This window comes from Thermodesulfobacteriota bacterium (genome assembly GCA_040758155.1).
GTDB lineage: Bacteria > Desulfobacterota > Deferrimicrobia > Deferrimicrobiales > Deferrimicrobiaceae > UBA2219.
In genome coordinates this window covers 1-3,851 of sequence record JBFLWB010000047.1, presented here as the reverse complement: position 1 = coordinate 3,851, position 3,851 = coordinate 1, and the positions used below count along the sequence as shown (strand labels likewise).

General features: G+C 63.7%; 3 protein-coding genes and 1 tRNA gene. All 4 read right to left on the bottom strand.

Features of this window, described 5'->3' with window-relative positions:
* Positions 1 to 190: 190 nt before the first annotated feature.
* Complete coding sequence (locus AB1346_02965) at positions 191 to 694, bottom strand: hypothetical protein (GenBank protein MEW6719390.1); 504 nt, start codon at positions 692 to 694, stop codon at positions 191 to 193.
* A gap of 96 nt (positions 695 to 790) precedes the next feature.
* Entirely contained in the window at positions 791 to 1,852 is a 1,062-nt protein-coding gene (locus AB1346_02960; protein MEW6719389.1) for a multicopper oxidase domain-containing protein, read from the bottom strand.
* Between the two features lie 45 nt (positions 1,853 to 1,897).
* A complete protein-coding gene (locus AB1346_02955; GenBank protein MEW6719388.1) occupies positions 1,898 to 3,115 on the bottom strand; it encodes an IS256 family transposase in 1,218 nt (405 codons plus the stop codon).
* A gap of 422 nt (positions 3,116 to 3,537) precedes the next feature.
* Positions 3,538 to 3,614: transfer RNA gene (locus AB1346_02950), tRNA-Met, on the bottom strand.
* Positions 3,615 to 3,851: the final 237 nt, after the last annotated feature.

The following is a 3,851-nucleotide window of genomic DNA, read 5'->3' as shown; positions in this document are numbered from 1 at the left end:
AGACCGTCTCGAATCGCGTCGCGCCCGGGAAAATCCTCGGCACGTCCTTGTCGGGGTTGTTGAGGTCGCATCCGACGGCGGCCGGTGCGGGGGAGGGACCGAGGAGAAGCACGAAACATACGGCCGCTGCGGCCAGGGATAGAAGACGGATTGACGGTTTGCGCGCCATGCGAACCCTCCGATAGGTGGACTACACGTCGAAACGGTGGCTGCCGCGGAAGATGACCCGGCCTTCCTTCCGGACCGTGAGCCGCACTTCCCAGTCTCCGGGCATCACGATGTTGACGGGCACGAGGTAGTCTCCTTTTTTCGAAAGCTTGCAGGGTTGATCGCCCGTTTCGTGGGCGCCCCGCATGGAAGGCATGCCGGAGTCGGCCAGGACTTCCATGGAGGTGTTCTTCTTGCCGTCCGGACCGAAGATCGAAACTTTCAGGATCGCGATCCCCATCTTCGGTTTCTTGTCGAAGCCGTAGATCAGGTACCCGTCGCTGCCGATCGGGACCTTCTTGCCCGGCGCGGGCATCGGGGGAAAAACCGGCTGCTCCCCGGTTTCGACGGCGGCCGGCGCCTTCGCGCCGTGCTGGTGCCCGTCCTGCGGATGGCTTTCATGCGCGGCTGCATGGAGGAGCGGGTGCGGAAGAGCGATCCCAAGCACCACCAAGGGAAGGATGAAAGCCGATTTGCCGCGGATCATGTCTGCCTCCATTACCTGCTTATGATTATAGAACAAATGATTCCGGGGGGCCGCTGACGCGGCCCCCCGGATCCTGAAAGCGGTTTCCTACGAAATTTACTTCGGTCCGACGCCATCCCCGATATCCGCAAGCTCGAGCTGGAAGGACGGTTCGAACAATACGCCGTCCCAGGTCGGCTTCGGGGTGGGAGCCAGCACGATGTTCCCCGGCACCATGGAGTCCCAGCGCAGCAGCATGGCGTGGTCCTCGTGCATGGTGTTGTGGCAGTGCGTCACATAGTACCCGAGGAAGTCGCGTGCCCGGTAGGCGGCCTCGATTTCCTTGCTCTCCTCTTCGGGCCCGATCCGGTACATGTCCTTGCGCGCCCACATCTCCCATTCCGGGGGAGGATTGCCGCCACGGGTGAGGATGATCCCTTCCTCGAAGTGGATGTGGACCGGGTGCGTCCATCCGCGGCCGCCCGTGATCGTGAACACCTGGAGGGCGCCGCGCTGGATGATGGAGATACGCTGTATCGTCGCGGCGTTCCGCTGCCCGCCGTCGACCTTGATGAACCACGGCCCGTGCAGGCCGCTGACCGGGTCGACGCCGCCGCCCGAACGGACGAACTCGAAGGTGTGGTGCTTCGCGGTATTCAGCGAAACGTCGTTCACCGTGTTGGCAACGCGATCGATGGCCAGCGGGATCATCTTGAGCTTGCCCGGCTCGTAGTCGGCCGGATCCATCGAGAGGTCCGTGCCGGCGTAGGCATGGACTCTCAGCTCCATGATCTTGCCGACGCCCGGGTCGCCGTTGACCCAGCGGGTGGCGGTCGGTGTGGGGGCGTAGGCTCCGGAGAGGATGTCCGCCAGCGGGACCTTGCCCTTGGTTCCCTTGCCGTCCTGGTGCTCCAGGACGTTGACCATGTAGACCTTGTCGCCCGGCTGGATGCCGTGCTTGCTGAAGTCGACGACGATGTCGTACCGCTCGGCGATGGTCTGGGCGGGGAGCAGCCCCTTCCATCTGTCGGGATTGCCGTCGTGGAAGACGTCCATGACGCCGTCGAAAGCGACCGTGTGCTCCAGGAGGTTGCCGTCGTTGGCGACCATGTGGAAGGGCACGCGGTTGTAGGAGACGTTGGAGCCCGGCGGGCCCGGCAGCTCTCCGGTGTTGGTCATGTCCCGTCAAGTGTGTAAATCGGTGAACAGGTTCTCATCCTCGATTTATCTCGCGGCTGCCAACGGGATTGGGATCATTTCCAGCCTTCCCGTCACTTTCGCCAGCGATTCCGCGCTGAAGTAGCGCTTCGCCACCTGCCACTCGTCATGCTGCTCGGAGAGCACAGAACCCACCAAGCGCACGATCGATTCGGTGTTCGGGAAGATCCCCACCACGTTCGTGCGCCGCTTGATCTCCTTGTTCACCCGCTCCAGCGGATTGTTCGACCAGATCTGCCGCCAATGCTCCACGGGGAAGGTCACATACGCCAGCACATCGTCTTCCGCCTCATCCATCAGCTCCGCCAGGCGAGGGAACCGGTCCCGGAAGGAGTCCGCCACACGGCGCCACTGCTCTCGGGAGCTGACCGCATCCGGCTGCGCGAAGACGGTCCGGATCGTGGTGGCCACCATCATCGCCGCGGACTTCGGCACGTGGGCCAGCGCGTTGCGCATGAAGTGCACCCGGCACCGCTGCCAGCAACTCCCCGACAGCGTCGCCGCGATCGCGTTCTTCAGCCCCTGATGGGAATCGCTGGTCACCAAGCGAACCCCTTTCAGGCCACGGGACACCAGGCTGCGAAGAAACTGGAGCCAGAATCCCCCGTCCTCGGAAGGGCCTACGTCCAGCCCCAGGACCTCCCGCTCTCCCGTTCCGGTCACCCCGATGGCGATCACCACGGCCGTCGACACGACGCGCCCCTCCTGCCGGACTTTCAGGAATGTGGCGTCCAGCCAGACATACGGATACTCCTCGGTCAGGCGACGGTTCTTGAACCGCTCGACCTCATCGTCGAGTTCCTCACACAACCGCGAGACCTGGCTCTTGCTGATCCCGGTCATGCCCAGCGCCTTGACCAGGTCGTCCACCCGCCGGGTGGAAACACCATGGATGTAGGCTTCCTGGACAACGCCCACCAGGGCCCGCTCCGCACGCCGCCGCGGCTCCAGCAGGCTGGGGAAGAACGAGCCGTCCCTCACCCGCGGGACCTGCAGTTCCACCGTCCCCACCCGCGTGTCCCACTGGCGGGGGCGATACCCGTTCCGTTGTCCAGCGCGCTCCGCCGTCCGCTCGTGCTTCTCCGCCCGAAGATGCTGGGAAACCTCAAGATCCATCAGCGTTTGCCCCAGGATCCGGACCCCATCTCGCAGAAAATCCACGTCGCCGGTCATCTCCGCCTTGCGCAGCAAATCCGTCAATGCCATCCTGAGGTCGTCGGCCATCGTTGCGGTGTCCTCCTTCTTTCCGTGTCTTTGGCGAGATCACGAAAAGATGAGAACCACGCGGTGGCCGGCACTGTCAACCGCCAACCCAACCCCATTGCCGATTTACACACTCACGGGGACTCTAACAAAAATGGTGGCGGTGCAGGGAATTGACCGCCTGGGGCTCGGCTATGCACGGCCATTGCCCCTCATGCTTTATCCTACGGGGTACCCCAGGGAGCGCCTCGTATTCGGGAGTGGGGCGCCATGAGCGGCGCGGCTTCGGGCTGACGCGCTCCCGTGCGTCGCGCTGATCTCCCCGCGTGCCGTATCGATGCAGGGGACCCCAGCGGTCAGGTTTTCCTGAATCCGCGGGCGGGGCTCCTGCTCGTCGGCGCCCGAAGCCGGTTCAATTCCCTGATGGAAGGTGGAAGAAAAAATGGTGGCGGTGCAGGGAATTGAACCCCGGACACTGCGGATATGAGCCGCATGCTCTAACCGTCTGAGCTACACCGCCACGCGTTGCGGAATTTTTAATTATAGGGCAAGCCGCCGGGATGTCAAATGAAAGCCGCCCTTCACCGCATCCAGAGGACCCGCCATTGCGTTGCCCCGCTGAGGACTTTTCCCCGGTCCCGGGAGGCCATTCCGAAACGGGGAGCGTCGTGCCTCCTTCGGTCGATCAGCAGGTCCTGCGCGGAAGCTCCGGTGTGCGGCGACCTCCAGGCGAGCTGCAGGGTATCCTCCATTTGCG